Raw genomic sequence first — 24974 nt, forward strand, 5'->3', positions numbered from 1 at the left:
CGTTTCGACCGTCCGCGCAGTGGCACGCGACGCAGTCATGGGGCCATTCCCCACGACGCCAGCGGTCCACCGAGGCGCGACGAATGAGTGCCGATTCGCCCTCTCGGGCGCGGTTGCGTCATGGATACTTCTCGATCCGGGGCCGCTTTCCGGTTCTTACGGTTCATGCAAGGCCGAGCCGCTCGGCGATGGCGGAGCGAAAACGGCGTTGGAAAGCGCCCCGAAGGGGCGAAGTGGATGCGAAGCTTGGTCTAGACGGTAAGTCCTGCGCCCTTGAGCGCATCGTTGTCATCGTTGGAAAGCCCGAGCTCGGCCAGGACCTCTTCGGTATGCTGGCCGAACAGCGGTGCGGGACGTCGTACCTGTGCCGGCGTGGCTGAGAACTTGGCGGGGAAACCGAGCATCGACAGCTCGCCGAGCCGAGGATGATCGACCTTGATCACCATCTCCCGCTCGCGGTAGTGCGGGTCTTCGAGCGCCTGGGAGAAGTCGTTGATCGGACCGGCCGGCACGCCCGCCCGGTCGCAGCGCTCGAGCCATTGGGAAACGTCGCGGCTGGCGAAGATCTCTTCGAGCTCGCGCTCCAGCGTCTCGACGTTGGCGCCGCGATCGCTGTTGGTGAGAAAGCGCGGATCGGCGATGAGTTCGGGCCGCTCCAGCACCTCTTCACAGAGCCGCTCCCAGGTCCGCTGATTGGCGCAGCCGAGCATCAGATAGCCATCTCGTGCCTTGAGCGCCTGGTAGGGCGCGGAGACCCGATGGCGCCATCCGGTCGGCCCGGGCACCCGCCCCTCGGCGAAGTAGGCCGCCGCCTCCCAGGTGAACCACGGCAATCCGCATTCGGCGATCGCCACGTCGACCTGCTGCCCCTCCCCGGTGTTGAGCTTGTGCACGTAGGCGGCGAGGATCGAATAGACCGCGGTGATCCCGGCGCCGATGTCGTAGACCGCGATGCCGGTCTTGAGCGGACGCCCACCGGGCTCGCCGGTCATCGACATCAGCCCGGTCATGCCCTGCGCGACCAGATCGAAACCGCCCTTGCCACGATAGGGGCCGGTCTGGCCGTAGCCCGAGATCGAGCAGTAGATGATCCCCGGGTTGATCTTCTTCAGCGTGGCGTAGTCGATCTTGAGCCGGCTGGTCACTCCGGGACGGTAGTTCTCGACCACCACATCGGCCTCGCGGGCGAGCTGGTAGAACGCCTCGAGCGCCTGCGGGTCCTTGAGATCCAGCGCTACGCTTCGCTTGTTGCGGTTGATCTGCGCGAAACAGGTCGACTCACCATTGACGTAGGGCCCCATCTGGCGGCTGTCGTCGCCACCGTTGGCCTTCTCGATCTTGATCACCTCCGCGCCCATGTCGCCCAGCACCATGGTGCAGTAGGGGCCGGCCATGATCTGCGAAATGTCGAGCACCTTCATTGCTTCGAGTGGCAGCATCTTGATCTCCTCGGCGCTCAGCGACCGCGCCATTGGTAGGGACGTTTTTCGACAAAGGCCGAGACGGCGGCGGCGAAGTCTTCGCTGCCATAGCACGCCTCGATCAGGTCGTCGCCGGCCTCCTGGCCGGGACGGCGTGCGTCGAGCACCCGCTGGATCGCCTGCTTGCTGGCACGCAGGGTCAGCGGCGCGTGGCGGCGCAGGCGCTCGATCCGCGCCGCCAGCGCAGCGTCGATCTCGTCGGACTCGAAGCGCTCGTTGACCACCCCGCAGGCCAGTGCCTCCTCGACATCGAGCAGCCGGGCCATCATCAGCACCTCCTTGCTGCGTGCCACGCCAAGCGCTTCGACCAGGCGAGCGACGTTGGTCACCGACAGGCAGTTGCCGAGGGTTCGGGCGATCGGCACGCCGAACTTCAGCGCGGGATCGGCGTAGCGGAAGTCGCAGGCCAATGCGATCGCGGCACCTCCGCCGACGCAGAATCCCTCGAGCATGGCGATGGTCGGCTGCTCGATCCGCTCGACCGCACCGACCACCGCATCGATCCGGCGCTCGTAGGCGACGCCCGCGGCACCGTCCTCGAACGCTTCGAACTGGGCGATATCGGTGCCGGCGACGAAGGCAGCACCTCCTACGCCGCGCAGCACCACGACTTCCACCGCCGCATCGCGCCCGCAGTCGGCGCAGACTTCCTCGAGCTGGGCATACATCTCCCAAGTCATCGCATTGCGCGCCTCGGGACGGTCGAACTCGACCCAGGCCACCCCTTCGTCGTGCCGCACCCTGACGCTTCCCGGCCGCTGCGCTGGCATGGTCACTCCTCCTCCTGGTCGGCCAGCCGTGATCAGCTCGCCTTCAACACTCGAGAGGATAATGAATTCAAAATTCAAAATGCGATCTAGACGATAGTTTGGGGGTAACGTCGAGGAAAATAAGATCAACTACGAATCAATCAGTTGAATGGCACCTCATACTTAATGCGTAATCCGAATGTCTGTGCAGCCAGACCCTCGCGCACTAGGATGGATGGGGCCCGTGCGAGCCAAGGGCACCCACATGGCAACCAGAAGGAGAACGCAGTGGCTGGGTCGATCTATGAAATGGGTGACGAGCGGCCTCGTCTGGCGACCAACAGCTTCATCGCCGATGGAGCGAAACTGATCGGTGCAGTGACCATGGGTCCCGAGAGCAGCGCCTGGTTCAACGCGGTGCTGCGTGCGGACGCCGAGCCCATCTCCATCGGTGCGCGCTCCAACGTGCAGGACAACTGCGTGATCCATGTCGATCCAGGCTTTCCGGTCACGCTCGGCGAGGAGGTCACCATCGGCCATCTGGCAATGATCCATGGCTGCACCATCGGCAACCGCTGCCTGATCGGCATGCATGCCACGCTGCTCAACGGCGCGGTGATCGGCGACGACTGCATCGTCGGCGCGGGCGCGGTGGTCACCGGCGGCAAGCACTTCGAACCCGGCGGGCTGATCTTTGGTGCTCCAGCGCGCCGGATCAGGACGTTGAGCGAGGAGGAACTCGCCGGCATCCGCCTCAACGCCGCCGCCTACGTCGAACGCGCAGCGAAATACCTGTCGGAACTCAGACGTGTCTGAGCCGCTGACCGCCAGTGACGAGACGGCTAAGACGCTGCGCATCCGTGCGACCAGCCTGCATGCCCAGGTATCGGAACGGCTGCGGGCGATGATCGGCAGCGGCGAATTGGCCGCGGGAGAGAAGATCCAGGAGCGAGCGCTATGCGAACTGCTCGGTGTTTCGCGCACGCCGCTGCGCGAGGCATTGAAGGCACTGGCCAATGAAGGGTTGATCGAGCTTTTGCCCAATCGTGGCTCCCGGGTCGCGGTGTTCACCCGCCGGCAGCTGCAAGAGGCCTTTGCGGTGATGGCCGCGCTGGAGGGGCTGGCCGGCGAAGAAGCCTGCGAGAGCGCCAATGATGCCGAAATCGCCGAAGTCGAGGCGCTGCATCAGGAGCTGCTCGAGTACTACCGCGAGGGTAATGCGGGTGACTACTTCGCGATCAACCGTGCGATCCATGAGCGGATCGTGCTCGCCTCCCACAACGAGACGCTGATCGAAGTCTACCGAGGTCTCAACCACCGGGTACGGGCGATGCGCTTCTCGATGCGCATGGACCCGCAGCAGTGGCGCGAAGCGATCGAGGAGCACGAATCCATCCTGCGCCACCTCAAACGACGCGACGGCCACGAACTCGGCGTCCTGTTGCGCTACCACTTGAGGAACAAGCTACGTGATGCACCCGCTTGAGCACTCGCTCGACCACCTTTCAACCACCGGAGATGCCCCGCCATGCGCATCGTGATCGCCCCCGACAGTTTCAAGGATGCGCTTTCAGCGCAGCAGGCCGCCAAGGCTATCGGCACAGGCGCGCTCGCCGCCTGCGCAGACGCTGAGCTGGTCGAGTGCCCGCTGGGAGATGGCGGCGAAGGCACGCTCGATGCGGTGCTCGCGGCCTCCGGCGCAGTGGAACGCCGGGCATCGGTGCATGATCCTCTCGGGCGCCCGATCGAGGCGCGCTGGGGGCTGATCGAGCGCGAGGGCGAGCGCAGTGCGATCGTCGAACTCGCTGAAGCCAGCGGCCTGCAACGGCTGCCCCCGGCCGAGCGCGATGCCCGGGTGACCTCCACCTATGGTCTCGGCGAGCTGATCCTCGCCGCGCTCGACGAAGGCGTCGAGCACCTGGTGCTGACCCTAGGCGGCAGTGCGACCAACGACGGCGGCAGCGGGATGCTCGCGGCCCTCGGCGCACGCTTTCTCGACGCCCACGGCGAGCCGCTGCCGCCGGGCGGTGCGACGCTGGCGAAGCTGGCACGGATCGAGCTCGACGGGCTCGATCCTCGCCTCGCCCGGGTACGCTTCGAGGCCGCAGTGGACGTCGACAACCCGCTTTGTGGCGAACGCGGCGCCAGTGCGGTGTTCGGGCCGCAGAAGGGCGCCGACCCAGCGACGGTGGCCGAGCTCGATGCCGCCCTGATGAAGCTCGCCGAGGTCGCCGCCGAGACGCTCGGCGAGGACCACCGAGAACTGCCCGGCGCCGGGGCGGCGGGCGGCATGGGCTTCGCCGCCCGCGCCTTCCTCCAGGCGCGGCTGCGTCCGGGCATCGAACTGGTGATCGAGCAGCTCGGCTTCGAGGCGCTGCTCGAGGGGGCGGATCTGCTCATCGTCGGCGAAGGCGGGCTCGATGCCCAGAGCCTCGGCGGCAAGACGCCGATCGGCGCAGCGCGGGTCGCCAAACGCCTCGGCATCCCCTGCGTAGCGCTGGTCGGCAAGCTCGGCCCAGGTTGGCAAGGCGCGCACCAGCAAGGGGTCACCGCCGCCTTCGCCCTCGCCGACGGCCCGATGAGCCTCGAACAGGCACTGCCGCGCACCTTCGAAGCGCTGGCCGCGCGTACGGAGGAAGTGGTGCGGCTATGGCAGGCGGCGCGGGGCTGATCAGCTCTGCCGCCCGGGTGCGACCAGGATCTCTTCGATCGATGCGCCGACCCGTTCGAGCAACGCCTCGCTAGGGCTCGCCTCGTCCATGTCCTGAGTGCAGGCGATCACTACGATCGCGCGCTCGGGATCGGATGGGTCGATGACCCCTGCGTGGCAGGCGCGCTGGCGCTGGGTTCCGGTCTTGTGGATGAATTCAGTGGCCTCGTCGAGGCCACCCTCCAGCCGATAGGCCTCATAACGGTCGATCTTCATCAGCCGATACAGCAGAGCCCTGTGCTCGGAATTCAGCAGCTCGCCCTCCACCAGGCCTTCGAAAAGACGTGCGACATCGGCCAGCGCGGCGCTGTTGTCCCCTTGGGCGTAGTAATCGGCATAGGCCGCGTCGATGTCGTCCAGCTCGAGCTCGGCGCGCTCGACCCCCAGGGCGCGGGCCACCGCGTCGACCCGCAGCGGGCCGATCGCAGCGGCGGCGATCTCGGCGAGCTGCTGGCGATCGAGCCCGACCGCGTCGGGATGCAGGCGCCGATAGACCTGGTAGCGAACCTCGGCGAGCGTAGTGATCGGGCCGAATCCCGGAGCCCCGATGCCAAGCCGGTCGCCGATCGTCGAGAGACGCTGGTTGAGTCGCTCGACACCGATGCGGCTGATCAGCATGTCGGCGGCGGTATTGTCGCTGTGGGTCACCATCCGCTCGAGCAGATCGCCGACATCGTAGCGCCCGCCGGTCTGCTGCCAGATCAGTTCGCCAGCGCCATCCACCCGCACGTCGTCTTGCAGTACCAGCGCTTCATCGAGGCCGATCTCCCCCTCCTCGACCAGCTCGAGCAGGACGATCGCCACCGGCACCTTGACCGTGGAGGCGAGGTACCAGCGCTGCCCGGCACCAATCGACACCGCTTCCTCCTCGCGCACCCGTTTGACGTAGACCCCCAGCTCACCGGGCGCTTCGTCCGCCAGCGCTCGCAGCCGCTGGTCGAGGAGCGCCTGCCAGCGATCGGGATCCTCCTGCTCGGCGCAGGCGCTAGTGACGAGCAGCCAAGGCAGCAGCAGATACCACCAAAAACGTTGCAGCGGACGGTTCGCGTACATTGGGCATCCTTGATCTCGATTCAGCGCAAGACAGGGTTTCACCGGGCAAGCAGTTGGGGCGGTACCGCTCGTTCACCTTTCGCTGCGCCGCCTTGGCTCAGTCGAAGGCCCCTGCTCGCCAGGCCGCGGCGCCGAGTTCACGCATCGCACGCTCGGCATCGGCAAGCGAAAGCGAGCCCCGGGTACAGGCCACCACCACCAGCCGGCGCGTGCTTTCACCCACCGTGCGACTCGCGATGCCGCCGTCGCAGAAGCGCCCGCGCTGGGTGCCGGTCTTGTGGGCGAACCCGACCGAATCGGGCCAGCCTGCCTTGAGCCGATGCTCGCCGGTGACCACCCGCGACATCACCCCGAGCAAATGCACGGTCGATGGGGTCGACAAGGCGTCCGAGCGCTGCAGTCGTTCGAGCAGCAGCGCATGGGCATCGAGCCGCCCTGAATTCGCCCCGGTGGCGTAGTAGGCTTCGAATGCGCTGGAGAGATCGCTCACCGCGAAGCTGTCGCGAGCGACCCCGATCCGCTCGGCGATGCTCGCCAGCCGCGCGGATTCATCCTGTTCACCGCGAATCTCGATGAAGTCGCGCCCCGACAGAGACGAGGCCCCGGGATGGAACTCCGCGTAGGCACGCCGGCGGACGTCTGCGAGCGTGGTGATCTCGCCGAAGCCGTGCGCTACCAGCTCGGCGCGACGTGCGTTGACCCGCTCGATGCCGATCCGGCGGATCAGCATGTCGGTCGCGGTATTGTCGCTGCGGATGATCATCTGCTCGAGCAGCCAACCCAGCCTGAGCTGGGCGCCGGGACCGTGCCAGTTGGTCTCGCCGGCGCCATCGACATAGTCCGAGGCGTTGAGCGTCATGCGCTCATCGAGGCTGGCCTCGCTACGGTCGACCATGTCGAGCAGCGCCAATGCCACCGGCAGCTTGACCATCGAAGCCAGGTACCACTGCTCTTGCGCGCGCAGCGAAAAGTACTCGCCGCTGTCCAGATCGCGCAGATAGAAGCCGAGCTCGCCTGGGAACTCCTGATCGATCTGGGCGACCAGCGGAGCCAATCGCTCTGGCCAGCCCTGGCCCAGGCTCCTTCCGGTCTCGCCCGCTGAGCCGGCGCAAGCGAAGGAGGCGCCGGCGAGCCAAAGCGGCAGTGCGAGCAGGGTCTTGCCTACCTTCGAGAGAGTGAGGGAAACCAGCGCTGATGCAACGGCGATAGGCATGGCGAACCTTATTGGACGAGGCCGGCGCGATCGCGCCGGCACACGACTTCCAGCCTAGTCGGTCAGGCCGGGGAGCTGGGCCGCCATGCGGATGCTTTCAAGATCGGTTCAGCCCCCGACTAAGGCTCGGGCGTGGCGTTCGTCTCGTCCTCGTCGTCCTCTCCCTCGGGCAGGGGTTTTCTGCTCCGCACGCCGAGCCGATTGAGCGCGCGGGCCTGGCTGACCAGGCTGCCCTGCCCTTCCGAAAGCCGCTTCAACGCCTGCCGATGGCTAGCGCCGGCACGCTCGAGATGAGTACCGACATCGTTGAGGCTGTCGACGAAGCCGATGAACTTGTCGAGCAGCTTCTCGCCGCGCTCGACGATCAGCCTGGCGTTCTCGTTATGCCGCTCTAGCCGCCAGAGATTGGCCACGGTGCGCAGGCTGGCGAGCAGGGTGGTGGGCGTGACGATCACCACATGGCGCGCGAAGGCGTCTTGGAACAGCCGCTCGTCGTGTTCGAAAGCCAGTGCGAAGGCCGGCTCGATCGGCATGAACATGAACACCATGTCCGGCGAGTTGAGCCCGGGCAGTCGCGGGTAGTCGCGCGCCGCCAGCCCCTCGAGGTGGCTGCGCAGCGAGCGCAGGTGCTGGCGCAGCGCCTGCGCCCGGGCGGCGTCGTCCTCGGCGGCGAGATACTCGCTGTAGGCGACCAGCGAGACCTTGGCGTCGACCACCAGGTGGCGTCCTTCCGGCAGCTGGATCACCGCATCGGGGCGGCGCAGTCCATCCTCGGCGCGAATCGCCACCTCGCGACGATATTCGATGCCCTTGCGCAGCCCGGAGCGCTCGAGCACGGTCTCGAGCATCAGTTCGCCCCAGTTGCCCTGCAGCTTGCGATCCCCTTTCAGCGCCCGGGTCAGGTTGCTGGCGTCCTCGCTCATCTGGCGGTTCAGCGCGCTAAGCTGGTCGAGCTGGGCGCGCAGCGCGGACTGGCGCTGCACCTCCTGGTCGTTGATCCCATCGAGACGGCCGCGGAACTCCTGCAGCTGCTGGCGCAGCGGGCCGAGCAGTGCCTGGAGATCGTCGCGGCTCTGTACCGAAAAGCGCTGGCTGCGCTCCTCGAAGATCTTGCCAGCCAAGCGCTCGAACTCTCCCTTGAGCTGGTCACGGGCCTGCTCCAGCAGCGCCAGCCGCTCGTGGTGGTGGCGTTGGTCGCGCTCCATCCCGGTCTCGAGCTCGGCACAGCGGGTACGCAGCCGGGCGCACTCCTGCTCGAGGCGCTGGTGTCGCACGCTGAGCGCCTCGCCCTGGTCACGCTCGCGCTCGAGCAGCGCCTCGCGCTCGGCGAGCAGACGCTCCGCTTCGTGGTGGGCCTCGCGACTCTGCTCCAGCGCCTCTTCCAACCGCGCCGACCGCTCGCGCACCTCCACCAGTTCACGCTTGGGCGCTGCGCGTCCAAGCCAGGCACCGACGATGGCACCACCGAGCGCGGCCAGCGCCACCGCGGCGAACGCCAGGGCAATCAAGGGGGTAGACATCCAACTCTCCTTACACCACGCCTTCGCGCGCGATCCCCGGGACCGCGTCCGCCCCGAGTCTACACGCCCGGGTGCGCATTTCGACCCTGCGCTCGCGAGCTTTGCATCGTTGCATCGAGAACGTGATCGGGTCTGGACAGACTCGCCGGTCGGTGTTCGCGTCCTAACGGATATGCTCCTACGCTGAGAAGCCAAGGACGCGCCGGGAGCGCGCGTCCTGACGGAGGTCGATCGTCAACGCCGAACGGCAACAACTAAGGAGTGGTTGTGATGAGTGATGAAAACGTACGTGTCGCAATATTGGCCACCGATGGCTTCGAGGAGGTCGAGCTGACCTCGCCGAAGAAGGCGCTCGAAGACGAGGGCTTCCAGGTCGAGGTGGTAGCACCGAAGAGCGGCACCATCCGGGCCTGGGCCGAGACCGACTGGGGCGGCGACTATCCGGTCGATCGCACCCTCGGCGAGGCGAGGCCCGAGGAGTACGACGCGCTGGTGCTACCCGGCGGAGTGATCAACCCGGACAGTTTGCGCACCAACGAAGAGGCGCTCACCTTCGTGCGGGCGTTCTTCGAGGCCGGCAAGCCGGTATCGGCGATCTGCCATGCCCCCTGGACGCTGATCAGCGCAGGTGTGGTCGACGGCCGCCAGATGACCTCGGTCGCCTCTGTCGCACAGGATCTGAAGAATGCGGGCGCGCTGTGGGAAGACAGTGAAGTCGTGTGCGAGAACGCGCTGGTCACCAGCCGCACGCCCAAGGACCTGCCCGCGTTCAACGCCAAGACCATCGAGGAAATCCACGAGGGCCGGCATCGCAAGCAGCATGCCTGAGCCCGCTCTCCAGCGTACCGCGCCCTCTCGATTGCATCGGGGGGCGCTTTGGTCGATATCCTCCTCTCGCGTGATAAGCTTAATCGCTGTTTAATGGTGCCCGTTACCACGTCCGGTCACGGCCCTCTCCCTCGCACAAGATTCGACGTCCGCTAAGTAATGGAAACCGTTTCTCTCGTTCTCATCCTGCTGTTCGTCGCCTCGGCCACCGGGGTCGCGGCTCGCTTTCTCCCCTCGCTGCCCACCCCGCTGGTGCAGGTTGCCTTCGGCGCCGCGCTGGCCTGGCCGGCCGAAGGCATCCACGTCAGCCTCGAGCCAGAACTGTTTCTGCTGCTCTTCATCGCCCCACTGCTCTACTCGGATGCCCGGCGCTTCCCCCAGCGTGAGTTGATGGCGCTGCGCGGACCGATTCTCGCCCTCGCCTTCGGACTGGTGCTGTTCACTGTGCTCGGGGTCGGCTACTTGATCCACTGGATGCTGCCGGTGATCTCGCTGCCGATCGCCTTCGCCCTCGCCGCCGTGCTTTCGCCCACCGACGCGGTCGCGGTCTCGGCGATCTCGGGACGGCTGCCCGTGCCGCCCAAGCTCATGCGCGTGCTCGAGGGCGAGTCGCTGATGAACGACGCCTCGGGACTGGTGGCGTTCAAGTTCGCGGTGGCGGCGGCCTTGACCGGCGCATTCTCGCTCAGCGAGGTATCGACCAGTTTCCTCTTCATCGCCTTTGGCGGCCTGCTGTTGGGTGGCGCCTGCGCTTGGCTGTTCAGCGTGGTCCGCACCCGGCTGATCGACCGGCACGGCGGCGAGCAATCGGCGACCCAGATCGTGCTTTTGCAGCTGCTGATGCCGTTCGCGGTCTACTTCCTCGCCGAACACTTCGGTATGTCGGGCATCCTCGCCGCGGTGGCGGCGGGGCTCGTGGTCAACTACACCGACCTCAAGCGCCAGGATCAGATCCAGACCCGGCTCAAGACCCGCAGCATGTGGGAAATCATCGAGTTCGTGCTCAACTCGCTGGTGTTCCTGCTGCTGGGCTTCCAGCTCCCCGACATCATCGGCGGCGCCTTCAGCCACTCGATTCACGACGGCAGCCAGTTCGAGCTGCTACGCCTGTGCGCCTACGTCTTCATCATCACCACGGCGCTGATGGTGCTGCGTTTCATCTGGGTGTTCGGCGCACTTTGGACCTCGCGGCTGGCGGCCAGGATCCGCCAGCGCAAGGTCCAGCCGTTCCCCGCACGACTGATGCTCGTCACCACCATCTCCGGCATTCGTGGCACCATCACGCTCGCCGCCGCCCTCTCCTTTCCCCAGACGATGCTCGATGGCACTCCCTTCCCTGGGCGCGAGCTGCTGGTCTTCATCGCTACCGGCGTGATCCTGCTCACCCTGCTCAGCGGCAGCATCGGCCTGCCGCTGCTGCTCAAGGACCTCGACCTCCCGCCCGATACCCGGCTCGACGAGGAAGAAGCCAGGGCGCGCAAGCGTGCTTCGGAAGCGGCGATCCGGCGCGTCGAGGAGTATCGCCACGCCCGGGTCGAAGCGCTGACCGCCGAGCATTCCGACACCAACGGCGCTGCTGATGCGGGCAGCCCTGCAGAGCCGATGGAAAAGGACGATCGCATCCTGATCTACGCCGAGCAGAGCACCCAGTTGATGAATCTCTATCGCGAACGGGTGACGATCGACGATACCGAATCGGCCAGCAAGCGTGCCGAGTACGAACGCAAGGTATGGCGCGAGCTGCTCCAGCAGGCGCTGCAGGCCGAGCGCGCCGAGTACTACCGGCTACGCAGCCGTAACCGGATCAACGACGACCTGCTGCGCAAGCTGGTGCGCGAGGTCGACCTCAGCGAGACCGCGCTGATCGCGGGTCAGGAAGAGAGCGGTGGTGGACACCACTGAGGCACCTTCGCATGGGCCCTGCGGGGCCCGTACTTCGCTCTCTGCCGGCTCGAACCAGCCGACGAAACTGCCTACCATGCGCGCATCGACAGCAGGAGCATCCATGACGACCACTTCTCCCTTCTGCCCCTGCGGCAGCGGCCTCGTCTATGACACCTGCTGCAGACCGCTGCACCAGGGTGAGCGCGAGGCCGAAAGCGCCGAGGCGCTGATGCGCTCGCGCTATGCGGCTTTCGCCCTCGGCGGGCTCGGCGACTATCTGCTCGCTACCTGGCACGACGACGCGCCGGCCAAGGCCGGGCTCGATGCCGCTGCGCTCTCACGACGCGAGCTCGACTGGCGGCGCCTCGAGGTGCTGGCGGTCGACGAGCAAGGCGCGCGCGCGACGGTGGAGTTTCGCGCCACCTTCTCGCCCCCTGCGCCGCTCGGTGCCAAAGCGGTCGAGGAGTCGCTGCACGAGCGCTCGCGCTTCGTGCGCGAAGAGGGGCGCTGGCGCTATCTCGACGGTGAGATATTCGATCCTGCGCGAGCGGTCAAACAAGGGCGCAACGCCCCTTGCCTCTGCGGCAGTGGGCGCAAGTACAAGCACTGCTGCGCCCAGCGCTGAACACCGTCAGCCGTCGCACTCTGCCATCAGTTCGCGATAGTGCAGCTGATCGAGGTAGAGCTGGTGGAAGACGCGGTACTTGGCGGCGTGGAAGCCGCGCGTCTCGGCTCTCGGTTCGATGGTGCCGCCAGCGCTGAACATGCCTCGCGCGGCCTCACGCAGCGAGGGGAAGTCTCCCGCAGCGGCGGCGGCGAGCATCGCCGCGCCGAGCATCACCGTCTCCGGCTCACCGGGCAGCTCGATCGGCCGGCCAGTGACGTCCGCCAGTTCGCGCAGCCACAGCGGATTCTTCAGTGCGCCACCGCAGATCGCCAATCGCTCGATCACGTGGCCCTGGGCCTCCAGCGCCTCGATGATATGCAGGGTGCCGTAGGCGATCGACTGCAGCGTGGCCAGGTAGCGCCGCGCCAACTCATCGAGGCCCTGCTCGAGGGTCAGTCCGGAAAGCATCCCGCGCAGGCTGGGATCGGCGCGGGGCGAGCGGTTGCCGTGATGGTACCCGAGCAGGTGCAGGTGCCGGGTCGGCCAGCGCTCCTCGGCCTCGAGCCTCGCGACCCTCTGGTTGAGCAGATCGAAATGACTCACGCCTTGGCGTTCGGCCTCGGCCCTGAGTTCCGGCCAGGTTGCGCTCTCCTCGAGTACGTAATCGATCAGCGCCCCGACTGCGCTCTGCCCTCCTTCGTTGATCCAGGCGTCCGGTAGTACCGCACCGAAGTAGGGGCCCCATACCCCAGGCACGAAGCGCGGCTCGGCGCTCAGCGCGATATGGCAGGCGGAGGTCCCGCCGATGATTGCAAGACGCCCCTCCGGCGACTCACCGAGCATCCCCAGCGCGCCGGCGTGGGCGTCGATGATCCCTGTGGCGACTACCGTCGCCGGCGAAAGCCCGAGCTCGGCGGCGACCGCGGGCGCGAGTGTCCCGGCGGGGCTGCCGAGCGGCAGCACCCGCTGTTCGAGATAAGGCTGGCGATAGAGCTCGTCGAGCCCGATCTGGTCGAGCAGATCCTTCGGCCAACGCCCCTCGTGGGCGAGATAGAGCCATTTGCATACCAGCGTGCAGGCACTCAGTTCGGCCACGCCGGTAGCGTGGAAGACCATATAGTCGGCGAGATCGAGGTAGTAATCGGCGCGGGCGAACTGATCCGGACGGTTGCGCTTCATCCACAGAAGCTTCGGCAGCTCGAGCTCAGGACTCACCTCGCCACCGACATGGTCGAGCGCAGGATGGCCGGTGGCGGCGATCTCCCTCGCTTCATCCACCGCACGGTGATCCATCCACATGATCACGTTGCACCGATCGTCGTCATCCGGCGAGATCGAGACCGGGCGCCCCTCGCGATCGACCGCGACCAGAGAGCAGGTCGCATCGAAGCCGATCGCACGGATCGACGCCACCTCCACCGCCGAGCGCTCGACCGCCCCTCGCACCGCCACCACGCACTGACGCCAGATCTCGTCGCTGGACTGCTCGACGAAACCGGGACGCGGGCGCCAGCGGCTGATCGGTGCGCTCTGGTGGGCGACACACCGCCCGTTTGCGTCGAACACCCCGGCCCGCACGCTGCCGGACCCAACATCGACACCGATGTAATGCTTCATCACTCTCTCCCTTGGTGATCAGCGCGATCCGAGCCGCATCGCTTCGCCCCGGCTCACGCCATCATCATCGCCAAACCGCCGGCGCTGCGTCGAGCCGATCCGCTTGGAGCATGCCTGTATTCCCGGCCATCGCTCCAATCGGCAGCAACCATCCGGACTGCAAAGAGCCGATGACATCCAATCAAATGACGCCTCAATACCTCAGTCATTTCTCGAAAATAAAAATATCAATCAAATCATATGAGCAGAATCAACGGATCCGACATTCGATCTCATAAATCCTAAAAGCAAATCATCAAAATCATGACCCATGAAACAAAAGTATAATAAATATCGTTTGATACTTTGGTCCTTATCCAATTGACAGCGGGCTTTGGCAAGAACTAAATATGTAATGACAACGATAACATTTTTTTGAAATACCACACTTTGTACAGAGAAAACGTTCTCACATCGAGCACCTACTCCCAAGGCTATCGAGCACAATTCACCGAACATTCAATAGACCAACCCTCTTCGTAACCGGACTTTTCGCACACGATGAGAAAAAAGAGGAACCGGCATGCACGAGCGCACATCTCTCAAACTCTCTGGCCGTCTCGCCCGAATGCTCGCTTACGGCGTCTTCTGCGCCACCGCGCTGGCGAGCGTTCAAACCCAGGCCCAGGACACCCCGGTCACCGTCGGGATGTCGTTCCAGGAGCTCAACAACGTCTACTTCGTCACCATGCAGCGGGCGCTGGAAGCCAGGGCACAGGCCAGCGGCACCACCCTGGTGATCACCGACGCCCGCCACGACGTGGCCAAGCAGATCAACGATGTCGAGGACATGCTGCAGCGTGGCATCGACGTCCTGCTACTCAACCCTACCGATTCGGTCGGTATCCAGTCGGCGGTGCTCTCCGCCGAGGAGGCCGGCGTGCCGGTGATCGCGGTCGATGCGCAGGCCGAAGGTCCAATCACCGCTTTCGTCGGCTCGAAGAACCGTGATGCAGGCTACCAGGCCTGCTACTACCTCGCCGAGCAGCTCGGCGGTGAGGGCAAGGTAGCGATCCTCGATGGCATCCCGGTGGTGCCGATCCTCCAACGAGTCGAAGGCTGCGAAGCGGCCTTGGGTGAGTTCGATGGTATCCAGGTCGTGACCAAGCAGAACGGTCGCCAGGATCGCACCCAGGCAATGACCGTGACCGAGAACATCCTCCAGTCGCATCCCGACCTCAACGGCATGTTCAGCGTCAACGACGTCGGCTCGCTCGGCGCTTTGACCGCGATCCAGGCCAGCGGGCTGGAGGTCAAGCTTGCCAGCGTCGACGGCAACCCCGAGGCGGTGCAGGCGATGCAGGAGGCCGACTCTCCATTGATCGCCATCGCCGCCCAGCACCCACGCCAGATGGTCGAACAGGCCTTCGACCTGGCACTGGCCGCGCACCGCGGCGAAACCGTCGCCGCCGAAGTACCGATCGATATCGAGCTGGTGACCCGAGACAACGCTGCCGACTTCAGCTGGTAGACGAGGATTTCGCCATGTCGCTGCTCAGCCTCGAAGGCATCAGCAAATCGTTCAACGGCGTTGCCGCCCTCAGCGAAGTGAGCCTGACGCTGGAGGCAGGAGAGGTGCTGGCGCTGCTCGGTGAGAACGGAGCCGGCAAGTCGACGCTGATGAAGATCCTCTGCGGCATTCATCGCCCAGACGCGGGAGAGGTTCGCCTCGATGACGCCCGGGTGGAATTTCGCAACTACCGCGAAGCTTCCGCCGCCGGAGTCGGCATCGTGTTCCAGGAGTTCAGCTTGGTGCCGTGGCTCACCGCGATCGAGAACATCTTCCTCGGCCGCGAGCCGCGTAACGCCTTCGGCCTGATCCAGCGCTCGCGGATGCGCGTAGACGCCGAGCGGCTGGTCGGGCGGCTCGGCATTGAGCTCGATCTCGATACCCCGGTCGCTGCGCTCAGCGTGGCGGACCAGCAATTCGTCGAGATCATGAAGGCGCTGTCGCTCGACGCCCGGGTGCTGGTGCTCGACGAACCGACCGCGCCACTGACCCCGAGCGAAGTCGAGCGGCTGTTCGCGATCGTACGCGCGCTCAAGCGAGAGGGCGTGGGGATGATCTTCATCTCCCACCACATGGAGGAGATCTTCGAGATCTGCGACCGGGTCACGGTACTGCGCGACGGCGGCTACATCGGTACCCGCGAGGTCGCCGCGAGCGATGCCGCGACTCTGGTGGAGATGATGGTCGGGCGTCGGGTCGACACCGTGTTCCCACCGCGCCCACCGCTCGCAGCCAACGCACCGCTGGTGCTCGAAGCCGGGATAACCGCGCCGGGAAGCGCCCAGACCGACCGGGTACGACTCAGGCATGGCGAGATACTCGGCTTCGCCGGTTTGGTCGGCTCAGGGCGCAGCGAACTGGCGCTGAGGCTGATCGGTGCGCTGCCGGCGAGCCGCCAGATGAGAGTGGACGGCAGGGAAGCGAAGATCCGCGCGCCTGCCGACGCCCTGGCGCTCGGCATCGGCCTGCTGCCCGAGAGCCGCAAACAGCAGGGGCTGATCCTGCCATTCAGCTGCCTCGACAACATCACCCTCAACCAGCTTGGCCGTTTTCGCCACGCAGGCGTACTGATCGATCGCGGCAGTGAGCACGCCGAGGTCGAGCGGCTGATGGATCAGGTGCGGGTCAAAGCGCCCGGAGCCGACAGCGTGGTCGGCGAGCTGAGCGGCGGCAACCAGCAGAAGGTGGTGATCTCACGCTGGCTCGGCCGGGTCGAGGATGTCGAGCGCGGTATGCGTGTGCTGATCTTCGATGAGCCGACCCGCGGCATCGACATCGGCGCCAAGACCGAGATATACGCCTTGATTCGCGCGCTCACCGAGCGCGGTGTCTCGATCCTGCTGATCTCCTCCGAACTGCCCGAAATCATCGGCCTCAGCGATCGAGTCGCGGTGTTTCGCAAGGGCCACATCGTCGCCGAGCTAGAAGGTGAGGAGATCGACGCACCCACCATCATGGCCCACGCCACAGGGGGCGCCCAATGACTACCACCCACACCGCTTCCACACCCCGACGCGGCCGCTCGCGGCTCACACGCCTGTTGCGCTCGCCGGTGTTCTATCCATTGATTGGCTTCGTCATCGTGTTCGCGCTGATGGCGCTGATCAACGACAACTTCCTATCCACCGCCAACCTGACCAACGTCGCCCGACAGGGTGCGATCATCGGCATCATCGCGGTGGGGATGAGCTTCGTGATCTTCACCGGTGGCATCGACCTATCGGTCGGCCCGGTGATGGCGCTGACCGGCACGGTAATGGCCGGGCTGATGGTGATAGGGCTGCCGATTGGGCTGGCGATCGCCGGCGGCCTGGGCCTGGGGCTCGCGATCGGGGCGTTCAACGGTGCCTGCGTGGCCTTCGCTCGAATGCCGCCGATCATCGTCACGCTGGCGACGATGGGGATCTGCAAAGGCCTGGCGTTGATCTATACCGGCGGCTATCCGATCTCTGGCCTGCCCGCCGGCTTTTCATTCTTCGGGCGCGCCACCCTGCTCGGCATCCAGGTGCCGATCCTGATCATGCTGGCGGTCTACGCCATCGCCTGGGTGGTGCTGCACCACACCCCCGCCGGTCGCTACGTCTACGCGATCGGCGGCAACGAGGAAGCGACCCGGCTGACCGGGATCCGGGTCTCCCGCTACAAGCTGATGGTCTACTCCATCAGCGGTCTCACCGCGGCGCTGGCCGGCCTGGTGCTGGCCTCGCGACTGATGAGCGGCCAGCCCAACGCGGGTACCGGCTTCGAGCTCGACGCGATCGCCGCGGTGGTACTCGGCGGTGCGGCGATCAGCGGCGGCCGAGGCGTCATCCTCGGCACCCTGGTCGGCGCGATGCTGCTGGCGATCCTCAACAACGGTCTCAACCTGCTCGGCGTCTCTCCCTACCTCCAGGACGTGGTCAAGGGCGCGATCATCCTGCTCGCGATTCTGATCCAGCGCGGGCGCGCGAGCTGAGCCTACCTTCCCTTTCACCATCCGATCATGAGGACACGAGATGAATTCGAACACCGCATCACTGCCGTCGGGACAGCTCCCGACACAGATGGAGGCCGTGGTCTGCCACGGTCCCGAAGACTATCGGCTGGAGCGTATTGCGCGTCCCAAGGCCGGCCCACGGGAGATGATACTGAGGATCAATGCCTGCGGTATCTGCGCCAGCGACGTCAAATGCAAAAGCGGTGCGGCGATGTTCTGGGGCGATGGAGACAAGCAGCCGAGCTGGGTCAAGGCGCCAGTAGTGGCGGGTCATGAGTTCTTCGGCGAGGTGGTCGAGCTCGGCGAAGGCGCGTTCGAGCATTTCGGCTTCGACCTCGGCGAACGCGCGATCGCCGAGCAGATCGTGCCGTGTGAGAAATGCCGCTACTGCCGCGACGGTCACTACTGGATGTGCGAGGTGCACGACATCCTCGGTTTCCAGCAAGGCGTCGCCGAGGGCGGCATGGCCGAATATCTCAAGGTGCCGGCCAACGCCCGGGTGCACCGCATTCCCGATTCGCTCAGCCTCGAGCAGGCGGCATTCATCGAGCCGCTGGCCTGCGGCATCCACGCGGTCAACCGCGGAGATATCCAGCTCGACGACATCGTGGTGATCGCCGGCGCAGGGCCGATCGGGCTGGCCATGGTGCAGGTAGCGCGGCTCAAGACGCCAAAGAAACTGATCGTGGTCGATATGCTCGACGCCCGGCTCGAACTCGCCCGCAGCTACGGTGCCGATGTGGTGCTCAACCCCTCGCGCGACGACGTCGGCGGCGAGATCCGCGCACTCACCGAGGGTTACGGCTGCGACGTCTACATCGAGGCGACCGGCGCGCCGAGCGGGGTGATCCAGGGGCTCGACGTGATCAGGAAGCTCGGTCGTTTCGTAGAATTCAGCGTGTTCGGCAAGCCGACCACGGTCGATTGGTCGATCATCGGCGATCGCAAGGAGCTCGACGTGCGCGGTGCCCATCTATCACCGGCGACCTTCCCAGTGGCGATCGACCTGCTCGCCAGGGGACTGGTGACCACCGAGGGAATCGTCACCCATCGCATGCCACTGGCCGAGTTCGAGCAGGGCTTCAAGATGGCCGCGGCGGCCGAGTCGATCAAGGTGCTGCTCGAGCCATGAACATCGACCTCGTGGGACGGCGCATCCTGGTCACCGGAGCAACCAGCGGCATCGGCCTTGCCACCGTAGAGGCGCTGCTCGAGGCCGGCGCACGGGTCGTCGCGCTGGGCAGAAATCGCGACGCGCTCGACCGGCTAGACGCGCTCGGCTGCACAGCGCGGCAGGTGGAGCTCACCGATAGTGCGCGGCTTGAGGCACAGATCGATTTGCTCGGGCCTTTCGACGGCCTGGTCAACGGCGCCGGTATCACTCGGCTCGGCGGTGTCTTTTCCTTCGCCGCCGAGGACCTCGACGCGCTGTTCGCTGCCAATGCCCGCGCGTCGGCGGTGGCCGCCCGCGCGGTGGCGCGCGGGATGCGTGAGGCCGGCATCGGAGGCAGCATCGTCAACGTCTCGAGCCAGGGCAGTCTGGTCGGGCTGGCGGAGCACCTCGGCTACTGCGCCTCGAAAGGCGCACTCGATGCAATCACCCAGGTGCTATGCATCGAGCTTGGCCCGCATGGCATCCGGGTCAACGCGGTCAACCCGACGGTGACGCTGACGCCGATGGCGCGGCAGGCCTGGAGCGACCCGGCCAAGGCCGCGCCGATGCTGGCCCAGATCCCACTGGGCCGCTTCGCCAGGCCCGAGGAGGTGGCGGCGCCGATCCTCTTCCTGCTCTCCGACGCGGCGAGCATGATCAGCGGCGTCAGGCTTCCGATCGACGGCGGCTATACCTGCCGTTGACGAGGCCGTGGTTCGAGGCGTTTGCGAGCGCCCTGAACGAGCGTGGTCCGAGCATCTCAAGCAAGCAGCGCATCGAGAGACAAGAACCGGGGAACCTGGCCTCAGCGCCAACCCCCAACCGTTCATCCCGAGCGGCGTCCCGCGCCAAGCTCGGAATCCGGCGTGGCAAACACGGACGCCTGTCGAGGGACCGGTTTTTGCAGCGAGCTCTTAGTCGACCAGCTCGCCTACGACGGTCACCGTGCGGCTCGGCGCACGCGGCGATTCGAGCCGCTCGAACAGCAGCGCCAGCGCTTCGAGCCCGGCCTGGCGGCCGTCGTGGACGATGCTCGGGACGCGCAGATCGAAGATGTCGAGATAGGGCAGCCGGTCGATGCACACCAGCGGCAGGTCATCGTGAGCATAACCGTAGGCCTTGAGCGCCTGCAGTGCGCCGAAGGTGATCAGCTGGTTGAAGCAGAACACCGCCTGCGGCCTCGCCCCTCCGGCCAGATAGGCATCGACCGCCTCGCGAGCGGGCTCGAGGGTGTAGTCGCTCTCGACCACATCGAGCACGATCTCGCGGCGGCTCTGCTCGATCGCCCGACGGATCCCTGCCAGCCGCTCGAGAGTGATCCGCGACCGGGCAGGGCCCCCTACCGCCAGCAGCAGATCACCGTCGGCGAGCCGCTCGAGCAGGTAGTGCCCGGCCCGCCAGCCCGCCTCCCGGTTGTCGAGCACCACCGCATCGAACGGCGTACGCGCCAGGGCGCGGTCCAGATGCACCACCGCGACCTGGCTCGCGACCAGCGCGTCGAGATACTCCGGGCGATAGTCGAGGGCATCCGAGACCGGCGAAAGGATGATGCCGGCGACCCGATAGCTGAGCAAAGTCTCGATCGCAGTGGCCTCGAGCCGCTCCTCGCCATCGGTGTCGAACAGCATGATCGCGTAGCCGCGTCGCTTGGCCTCCTTGCCGATGGTCTTGATCATCTCGATGTAGAAAGGGTTGTCGATGCTTGCAGCGACGATCCCGATCAGCCGGCTGTCGCTCTGCTTCAATCCGCGGGCAAAGGCGTTGGGTACGTAGCCGAGCTCGCGGGCGGCCGAGAGGATTCGCTCGCGGGTCGAAGCCTTGACCAGCTCAGGCTTGGACAGCGCCCGGGAGACGGTGATCGACGTCAGCCCGACCCGCTCGGCGATGTCGGCGATAGTGGCATTGCGCTGTCTGGCCATAGGCGCTGGGAGTTCCTCGCGATCTGATCTTGGTCGTAGAACGTCGGCCGAATCCATCAAGCATCTCACCGACGCCGATATGCGTCATCCCTCCTGGATGCGGGCGGGTTGCTGGATGTCAGCACTCATCAGTCACCTTTCACTCGATCTTCAGCGAAACGGGGCCGGCGCATAGGCACCGACCCCGTTCTTACCGCCCTTTACCGCCCTCGCCGATGAGGATTCCTCTGGCTCAGACCGCCTTGTGGGTGACCAGCTTGGTGACGAGGTAGGCGTCGATCGCCTCGCTGCCGCCCTCGGAACCGTAGCCTGAATCCTTGACCCCGCCGAAGGGCAGCTCGGGTAGCGCCAGACCGACATGGTTGATCGTCAGCATCCCGGTCTCGACCTCGCGGGAAAGGCGCATCGCGTTGGCCGACCCGCGGGTATAGGCATAGGCCGCGAGCCCGTAGGGCAGGCGGTTGGCCTCCTCGATCGCTTCATCCAGGTTCGATACCCGGTTGATCAACGCCAGCGGTCCGAACGGTTCCTCGCTCATGACCCGTGCGGTGAGCGGCACCTCGCCAAGCACGGTGGGTGCGAAGAAGTAGCCCTTGCCCGGCAGCCGCTCGCCACCGGCGAGCAGCTTGGCGCCGTGTTCGCGGGCGTCCTGGATCAGCGACTCGAGCGCCGGGATGCGCCGCTCGTTGGCCAGCGGCCCGACGGTCACCCCTTCGGCGTCGCCGCGGCCGACCTTGAGCTTTTCGACCACCTCGAGGAAGCGTGCAACGAAGGTGTCGTACACCGCGTCCTCGACCAGGAAGCGGGTCGGCGAGATGCACACCTGGCCGCAGTTGCGGAACTTGGCGGTGGCCATCTCGCGGGCGGCGAGTTCGACGTCGGCGTCGGCGCAGACGATCACCGGCGCGTGGCCGCCAAGCTCCATGGTCACTCGCTTCATGTGGCTGCCCGCCAGTGCGGCGAGCTGCTTGCCGATCGCGGTGGAGCCGGTGAACGATATCTTGCGAATCGCCGGATGCGGGATCAGGTACTCGGAGATCTCGGCCGGTACACCATAGACCAGGTTGACCACGCCGGCGGGAACCCCCGCGTCGGCGAAGGCGCGGATCAGTTCGGCAGGTGCGGCGGGGGTCTCCTCCGGTGCCTTGACGATGATCGAGCAGCCGGCGGCCAGGGCGGCGGAGAGCTTGCGCACCACCTGGTTGATCGGGAAGTTCCAGGGGGTGAAGGCCGCGACAGGGCCGACCGGCTGCTTGACCGCCAACTGCTGGACGTTGGGGTCGCGCGAGGGGATCACCTGGCCATAGGCGCGACGCCCCTCTTCGGCGAACCAATCGATCACATCGGCACCGGCGAGCACTTCGCCCTTGGCCTGGTCGACCGGCTTGCCCTGCTCGAGGGTCATGACCGCGGCGATCTTGTCGGCACGCTCGCGCAGCAGCTGCGCCGCGCGGCGCATCACCTGGTAACGGGTCATTACCGAGGTGTCGCGCCACTCCTTGAAACCTTTGTTCGCCGCTTCGATCGCGAGATCGAGATCGCCGCGCTCGGCGTGGCTGATGCGTCCGATCACCTCTTCGCTTGCGGGATCGACCACATCGATGGTCTTGCCGCTTTGCGCGTCACGCCATTCGCCGTCGATGAACAGCTGAATATCGGGGTACATGAGACCTCCAGTAATGGGATGGGATCATTGCCACAGCGGCACTCATCTCTCCAAGATGGAGGCCATCGCGGCGGGTTGCAATCCCGCTCTCGACCTCATAGCCGCAAAGGCTCGACCTGCCAGATCCGCTCGGCATACTCGGCCACCGCTCGATCCGAGGAGAAATAGCCGATCCGGGCGATGTTGAGCGCCGCCTTGCGGGTCCAGGCGGCCGGGTCGCGATAGAGCACATCGACCTGCTCCTGGGTTTCGACGTAGCTCCTGAAGTCGGCGAGCAGCTGGTAGTTGTCGTTGAGATCGAAGCAGTCCCGGTAGCGCCCAGGCTCCGTCGGACTGAAGGTGCCGCCGATGACCTGGTTGAGCAGGCGGAAGAGTTCGGGATCCTTTACATAGTAGTCGCGCGGGTTGTAGCCGTTGCGCCTGAGCTCCTCGACCTGCTTGGCGGTGTTGCCGAAGATGAACATGTTCTCCTCGCCGATACGCTCTCGCATCTCGACGTTGGCCCCATCGAGCGTGCCGATGGTAAGCGCCCCGTTGAGCGCGAACTTCATGTTGCCGGTTCCCGAGGCTTCGGTGCCGGCAAGCGAAATCTGCTCGGAAAGATCAGCGGCTGGAATCAGCAGCTGGGCCAGGCTGACCCCGTAGTTGGGTATGAACACCACCTTGAGCAGCTTGTTGGCGCGAGGATCGGCGTTGATCACCGTGGCGACGTCATTGATCAGCCGGATCACTTGTTTGGCCGCGTGGTAGGCCGAAGCCGCCTTGCCGGCGAAGATCACCGTGCGCGGTACCCAATCGCCGTCCGGATCGTCGAGGATGCGGTTGTAGCGCGCCAGCACGTGGAGCAGGTTGAGCAGCTGGCGTTTGTACTCGTGGATGCGCTTGGCCTGGACGTCGAACATCGAGTCGGGGTCGATCTCGATCCCGAGCTCGCTTTTGACGTAGTCGGCGAGGCGCTGCTTGTTGGTCCGCTTGATCTCACGCAGCTGGTCGATGAAATCGTGCACCTCCACCGCCGGCTCGAGTCCGACCAAAAGTTCCAGGTCGAGCCGCCAGCGCTTGCCGATCCGGCTGTCGACCAGCCGGCTAAGACCAGGGTTGGCGCAGTCGAGCCAGCGCCGGGGAGTGACGCCGTTGGTGACGTTGACGAAGCGGGTGGGAAAGAGCCTGGCGAAATCGGCGAACAGCGACTCGACCATCAATTTCGAGTGCAGCTCCGAGACGCCGTTGACCTTCTGGCTGGCGACCACCGCCAACCAGGCCATCCGTACCCTGCGCCCGTTCCCCTCGTCGATCAGCGAGACCCGCGAGGCGAATCCATCGTCGCCCGGCACCTGCGCGCGCACCCGCTCGAGGAAATGCTCGTTGATCTCGAAGATCAGCTGCAGGTGACGCGGCAGGATGCGCCCGAGCATATCGACCGGCCAGGTCTCCAGCGCCTCGTTCATCAGCGTGTGGTTGGTGTAGGAGAAGATCCGCTCGGTCGCGGCCCAGGCATCGTTCCAGGCGAAGCCGTGCTCGTCGATCAAAAGCCGCATCAGTTCAGGGATCGCCAGCACCGGATGGGTGTCGTTCAAGTGGATCGCGATCTTGTCGGCGAGGTTGTCGTAGCGCTGGTGGTATAGGAAGTGGCGCTGGAGGATGTCCTGCATCGTCGCCGAGACCAGGAAGTACTCCTGGCGCAGCCGCAGCTCACGCCCGGAGCTTGTGGTGTCGTCGGGATAGAGCACCCGGGAGACGTTCTCCGACTGGTTCTTGTCGGCCACTGCGGCGAAGTAGTCACCCTGGTTGAACTTGCCGAGGTTGATCTCGTTGCTGGCGCGCGCCGACCAAAGCCTCAAGGTGTTGGTGGCGCTGGTGTCGTATCCGGGGATCACCTGATCGAAGGCGCGGGCGATGATCACCTCGTCCTCCATCCAGCGCGCGCGGGCACCCTCGAACTGCAGGCGGCCACCGAAGCGCACCTTGAACCGCACGTTGTCGCGCGGGAACTCCCAGGAGTTGCCGTACTCGAGCCAGTTGTCAGGCACCTCGGCCTGCTGGCCATCGACGATCCGCTGGCGGAACATACCGTACTCGTAGCGGATCCCGTAGCCACGCGCGGGCAGGCTGAGGGTCGCCATCGAATCGAGGAAACAGGCGGCGAGCCGGCCCAGGCCACCGTTGCCGAGCCCTGGGTCGGGCTCCTCCTCGGCGAGCTTGTCGATATCCAGGTTGAGCCCCGCGAGGGCCTCCTTGACCTCGTCGTACAAGCCAAGCGAGACCAGCGCGTTGATCAGCGTGCGCCCGATCAAGAACTCCATCGACAGGTAGTACACCTGCCTGGTCTCCAGGTTGGACTCGGCCCGGTTCGAGCGCAGCCAGCGCTCGACCATGCGGTCGCGGGTCGCCAGCAGGGTCGCCTCGAGCCATTCGAGGGAATTGGCACTCACCGGGTCGCGTCCGATCGAGAACGCAAGCTTGTAGGCGATCGAACGTCGCAGCGCGTCCACCGCTAGTGATGGGGGTTGATAATCGAAGTCGTTCATACCCGCCGCCCTCTTCATGGT

At 65.7% G+C, this 24974-nt stretch carries 20 protein-coding genes; 11 read left to right on the forward strand and 9 right to left on the reverse strand.

Annotated elements, in window-relative coordinates; genetic code table 11:
* Positions 1-251: 251 nt before the first annotated feature.
* Positions 252-1439, reverse strand: coding sequence for a CaiB/BaiF CoA transferase family protein (locus Q376_RS0100900; protein WP_027348696.1), 1188 nt, complete (start codon positions 1437-1439; stop codon positions 252-254).
* Between the two features lie 17 nt (positions 1440-1456).
* Positions 1457-2251: an enoyl-CoA hydratase gene (locus Q376_RS0100905; RefSeq protein ID WP_027348697.1), complete on the reverse strand. Its 795-nt coding sequence runs from the start codon at positions 2249-2251 to the stop codon at positions 1457-1459.
* Between the two features lie 267 nt (positions 2252-2518).
* On the opposite strand from Q376_RS0100905, the gene Q376_RS0100910 reads away from it, so the two are divergent.
* Genes Q376_RS0100910 through Q376_RS0100920 form a run of 3 tightly spaced genes read left to right on the forward strand, consistent with a single transcriptional unit; the run spans position 2519 to position 4901 of the window.
* Positions 2519-3046 (forward strand): gamma carbonic anhydrase family protein, encoded by a 528-nt coding sequence (locus tag Q376_RS0100910; RefSeq protein WP_027348698.1) that lies wholly within the window; start codon positions 2519-2521, stop codon positions 3044-3046.
* On the forward strand, positions 3039-3716 hold the full coding sequence (locus Q376_RS0100915) for a GntR family transcriptional regulator (protein ID WP_052364817.1): 678 nt from the start codon (positions 3039-3041) through the stop codon (positions 3714-3716). Before Q376_RS0100910 ends, Q376_RS0100915 begins: the two co-directional genes overlap by 8 nt.
* Before the next feature lie 42 nt (positions 3717-3758).
* Positions 3759-4901: a glycerate kinase gene (locus tag Q376_RS0100920; protein ID WP_027348700.1), complete on the forward strand. Its 1143-nt coding sequence runs from the start codon at positions 3759-3761 to the stop codon at positions 4899-4901.
* Here Q376_RS0100920 and Q376_RS0100925 read toward each other — a convergent pair whose 3' ends face one another.
* The 3 genes from Q376_RS0100925 to Q376_RS20965 all read right to left on the reverse strand — a co-directional run bounded on the left by Q376_RS0100925 (position 4902) and on the right by Q376_RS20965 (position 8726).
* Positions 4902-5993, reverse strand: a complete 1092-nt coding sequence (locus Q376_RS0100925) for a serine hydrolase (RefSeq protein ID WP_052364818.1) — start codon at positions 5991-5993, stop codon at positions 4902-4904. It abuts the gene before it with no gap.
* Positions 5994-6090: 97 nt separating this feature from the next.
* Positions 6091-7206 (reverse strand): serine hydrolase, encoded by a 1116-nt coding sequence (locus Q376_RS20960; RefSeq protein ID WP_052364819.1) that lies wholly within the window; start codon positions 7204-7206, stop codon positions 6091-6093.
* A gap of 119 nt (positions 7207-7325) precedes the next feature.
* Positions 7326-8726, reverse strand: a complete 1401-nt coding sequence (locus Q376_RS20965) for a DNA recombination protein RmuC (RefSeq protein ID WP_043445514.1) — start codon at positions 8724-8726, stop codon at positions 7326-7328.
* 270 nt (positions 8727-8996) lie between these two features.
* Here Q376_RS20965 and Q376_RS0100940 point away from each other — a divergent pair, with 270 nt between their 5' ends.
* From Q376_RS0100940 to Q376_RS0100950, 3 genes are all read left to right on the forward strand, one after another.
* Positions 8997-9554 carry a type 1 glutamine amidotransferase domain-containing protein gene (locus tag Q376_RS0100940; protein ID WP_027348702.1) on the forward strand — a complete coding sequence of 186 codons (558 nt, stop codon included), beginning with the start codon at positions 8997-8999 and terminating at the stop codon, positions 9552-9554.
* A 159-nt stretch (positions 9555-9713) separates the two neighbouring features.
* Entirely contained in the window at positions 9714-11456 is a 1743-nt protein-coding gene (locus Q376_RS0100945) for a Na+/H+ antiporter (RefSeq protein ID WP_027348703.1), read from the forward strand.
* Between the two features lie 103 nt (positions 11457-11559).
* Complete coding sequence (locus tag Q376_RS0100950) at positions 11560-12063, forward strand: YchJ family protein (protein ID WP_027348704.1); 504 nt, start codon at positions 11560-11562, stop codon at positions 12061-12063.
* Between the two features lie 6 nt (positions 12064-12069).
* Here Q376_RS0100950 and Q376_RS0100955 read toward each other — a convergent pair whose 3' ends face one another.
* The gene (locus tag Q376_RS0100955) at positions 12070-13662 is read right to left on the reverse strand and encodes an FGGY-family carbohydrate kinase (protein ID WP_027348705.1); all 1593 of its coding nucleotides are present in this window, start codon (positions 13660-13662) and stop codon (positions 12070-12072) included.
* 562 nt (positions 13663-14224) lie between these two features.
* On the opposite strand from Q376_RS0100955, the gene Q376_RS0100960 reads away from it, so the two are divergent.
* From Q376_RS0100960 to Q376_RS0100980, 5 genes are read left to right on the forward strand one after another with little or no spacing between them, the layout of a single operon-like run.
* Positions 14225-15172 (forward strand): ABC transporter substrate-binding protein, encoded by a 948-nt coding sequence (locus Q376_RS0100960; protein ID WP_027348706.1) that lies wholly within the window; start codon positions 14225-14227, stop codon positions 15170-15172.
* Positions 15173-15186: 14 nt separating this feature from the next.
* Positions 15187-16695, forward strand: coding sequence for a sugar ABC transporter ATP-binding protein (locus Q376_RS0100965; RefSeq protein WP_043445518.1), 1509 nt, complete (start codon positions 15187-15189; stop codon positions 16693-16695).
* On the forward strand, positions 16692-17666 hold the full coding sequence (locus Q376_RS0100970; protein WP_027348708.1) for an ABC transporter permease: 975 nt from the start codon (positions 16692-16694) through the stop codon (positions 17664-17666). The genes Q376_RS0100965 and Q376_RS0100970 overlap by 4 nt, the downstream gene beginning before the upstream one ends.
* Before the next feature lie 40 nt (positions 17667-17706).
* Positions 17707-18819, forward strand: coding sequence for a zinc-binding dehydrogenase (locus Q376_RS0100975; protein ID WP_043445520.1), 1113 nt, complete (start codon positions 17707-17709; stop codon positions 18817-18819).
* Positions 18816-19544 (forward strand): SDR family oxidoreductase, encoded by a 729-nt coding sequence (locus tag Q376_RS0100980; RefSeq protein ID WP_027348710.1) that lies wholly within the window; start codon positions 18816-18818, stop codon positions 19542-19544. The genes Q376_RS0100975 and Q376_RS0100980 overlap by 4 nt, the downstream gene beginning before the upstream one ends.
* A gap of 210 nt (positions 19545-19754) precedes the next feature.
* Here Q376_RS0100980 and Q376_RS0100985 read toward each other — a convergent pair whose 3' ends face one another.
* From Q376_RS0100985 to glgP, 3 genes are all read right to left on the reverse strand, one after another.
* The gene (locus Q376_RS0100985) at positions 19755-20759 is read right to left on the reverse strand and encodes a LacI family DNA-binding transcriptional regulator (RefSeq protein WP_027348711.1); all 1005 of its coding nucleotides are present in this window, start codon (positions 20757-20759) and stop codon (positions 19755-19757) included.
* Between the two features lie 232 nt (positions 20760-20991).
* Positions 20992-22425: an NAD-dependent succinate-semialdehyde dehydrogenase gene (locus tag Q376_RS0100990; RefSeq protein WP_027348712.1), complete on the reverse strand. Its 1434-nt coding sequence runs from the start codon at positions 22423-22425 to the stop codon at positions 20992-20994.
* 95 nt (positions 22426-22520) lie between these two features.
* Positions 22521-24953 (reverse strand): glycogen/starch/alpha-glucan family phosphorylase, encoded by a 2433-nt coding sequence (glgP, locus tag Q376_RS0100995; RefSeq protein WP_027348713.1) that lies wholly within the window; start codon positions 24951-24953, stop codon positions 22521-22523.
* Positions 24954-24974: the final 21 nt, after the last annotated feature.

This window comes from Halotalea alkalilenta DSM 17697, from assembly GCF_000621205.1.
In the GTDB taxonomy this organism is placed as follows: domain Bacteria; phylum Pseudomonadota; class Gammaproteobacteria; order Pseudomonadales; family Halomonadaceae; genus Halotalea; species Halotalea alkalilenta.

Bases quoted from the DNA above. Each gene is read 5' to 3' on its own strand.
- Q376_RS20960 (WP_052364819.1), bottom strand. From the start codon at position 7,206: ATGCCTATCGCCGTTGCATCAGCGCTGGTTTCCCTCACTCTCTCGAAG.
- Q376_RS0100920 (WP_027348700.1), top strand. From the start codon at position 3,759: ATGCGCATCGTGATCGCCCCCGACAGTTTCAAGGATGCGCTTTCAGCG.
- Q376_RS0100970 (WP_027348708.1), top strand. From the start codon at position 16,692: ATGACTACCACCCACACCGCTTCCACACCCCGACGCGGCCGCTCGCGG.
- Q376_RS0100980 (WP_027348710.1), top strand. From the start codon at position 18,816: ATGAACATCGACCTCGTGGGACGGCGCATCCTGGTCACCGGAGCAACC.
- Q376_RS0100990 (WP_027348712.1), bottom strand. From the start codon at position 22,425: ATGTACCCCGATATTCAGCTGTTCATCGACGGCGAATGGCGTGACGCG.
- Q376_RS0100925 (WP_052364818.1), bottom strand. From the start codon at position 5,993: ATGTACGCGAACCGTCCGCTGCAACGTTTTTGGTGGTATCTGCTGCTG.
- Q376_RS20965 (WP_043445514.1), bottom strand. From the start codon at position 8,726: ATGTCTACCCCCTTGATTGCCCTGGCGTTCGCCGCGGTGGCGCTGGCC.
- Q376_RS0100955 (WP_027348705.1), bottom strand. From the start codon at position 13,662: ATGAAGCATTACATCGGTGTCGATGTTGGGTCCGGCAGCGTGCGGGCC.
- Q376_RS0100985 (WP_027348711.1), bottom strand. From the start codon at position 20,759: ATGGCCAGACAGCGCAATGCCACTATCGCCGACATCGCCGAGCGGGTC.
- Q376_RS0100940 (WP_027348702.1), top strand. From the start codon at position 8,997: ATGAGTGATGAAAACGTACGTGTCGCAATATTGGCCACCGATGGCTTC.
- Q376_RS0100960 (WP_027348706.1), top strand. From the start codon at position 14,225: ATGCACGAGCGCACATCTCTCAAACTCTCTGGCCGTCTCGCCCGAATG.
- Q376_RS0100900 (WP_027348696.1), bottom strand. From the start codon at position 1,439: ATGCTGCCACTCGAAGCAATGAAGGTGCTCGACATTTCGCAGATCATG.
- Q376_RS0100975 (WP_043445520.1), top strand. From the start codon at position 17,707: ATGAATTCGAACACCGCATCACTGCCGTCGGGACAGCTCCCGACACAG.
- Q376_RS0100950 (WP_027348704.1), top strand. From the start codon at position 11,560: ATGACGACCACTTCTCCCTTCTGCCCCTGCGGCAGCGGCCTCGTCTAT.
- Q376_RS0100945 (WP_027348703.1), top strand. From the start codon at position 9,714: ATGGAAACCGTTTCTCTCGTTCTCATCCTGCTGTTCGTCGCCTCGGCC.
- Q376_RS0100965 (WP_043445518.1), top strand. From the start codon at position 15,187: ATGTCGCTGCTCAGCCTCGAAGGCATCAGCAAATCGTTCAACGGCGTT.
- glgP (WP_027348713.1), bottom strand. From the start codon at position 24,953: ATGAACGACTTCGATTATCAACCCCCATCACTAGCGGTGGACGCGCTG.
- Q376_RS0100905 (WP_027348697.1), bottom strand. From the start codon at position 2,251: ATGCCAGCGCAGCGGCCGGGAAGCGTCAGGGTGCGGCACGACGAAGGG.